The sequence below is a fragment of the Halomonas sp. ND22Bw genome (assembly GCF_003011945.1).
GTDB classification, from domain to species: domain Bacteria; phylum Pseudomonadota; class Gammaproteobacteria; order Pseudomonadales; family Halomonadaceae; genus Halomonas; species Halomonas halophila.
Genome location: NZ_PXWD01000338.1, coordinates 1 through 361 on the forward strand (window position 1 = coordinate 1; position 361 = coordinate 361).

Genomic DNA, 361 nt, shown 5'->3' on the forward strand with positions numbered 1-361 from the left:
CGAGATGGGAATCCGGCCCGGCCACGAATGGGAGCCCTTCGAGGGTCTCGACGTGGAGCCCGAGGCCATGCGGCGCTTCCTTGCCGAGGTGCCCTTCGTGCAGCGCGGCCGCCGCCGCTACGAGGCGCCGGCAATCCCAGTCCCTGAGCACCTCGCAGCCCCGAAGCAGGCCTCGCTCTCGACGCAAGGAGGGTTCGGCCTGATCCTGCACGAGATCGCCAAGACCGACTCGGCCTTCGCGGCGCGCATCGTCACCACCTCCCGAGCAACGTAGCCCCCGACACCATCGTGACCGGCCTCCACACCACAATCCGCATGGCGCGCCTACACGACCCCGCATTACGGCAACACAACAGACCAC

Annotated in this window: 1 protein-coding gene; it reads left to right on the top strand. The window is 68.4% G+C overall.

The window, feature by feature from the left end; translation table 11 throughout:
• The coding region (locus tag CVH10_RS25805; RefSeq protein WP_219924801.1) for a hypothetical protein at window positions 1-274 on the top strand (274 nt) is incomplete at its 5' end.
• Window positions 275-361 lie beyond the last annotated feature (87 nt).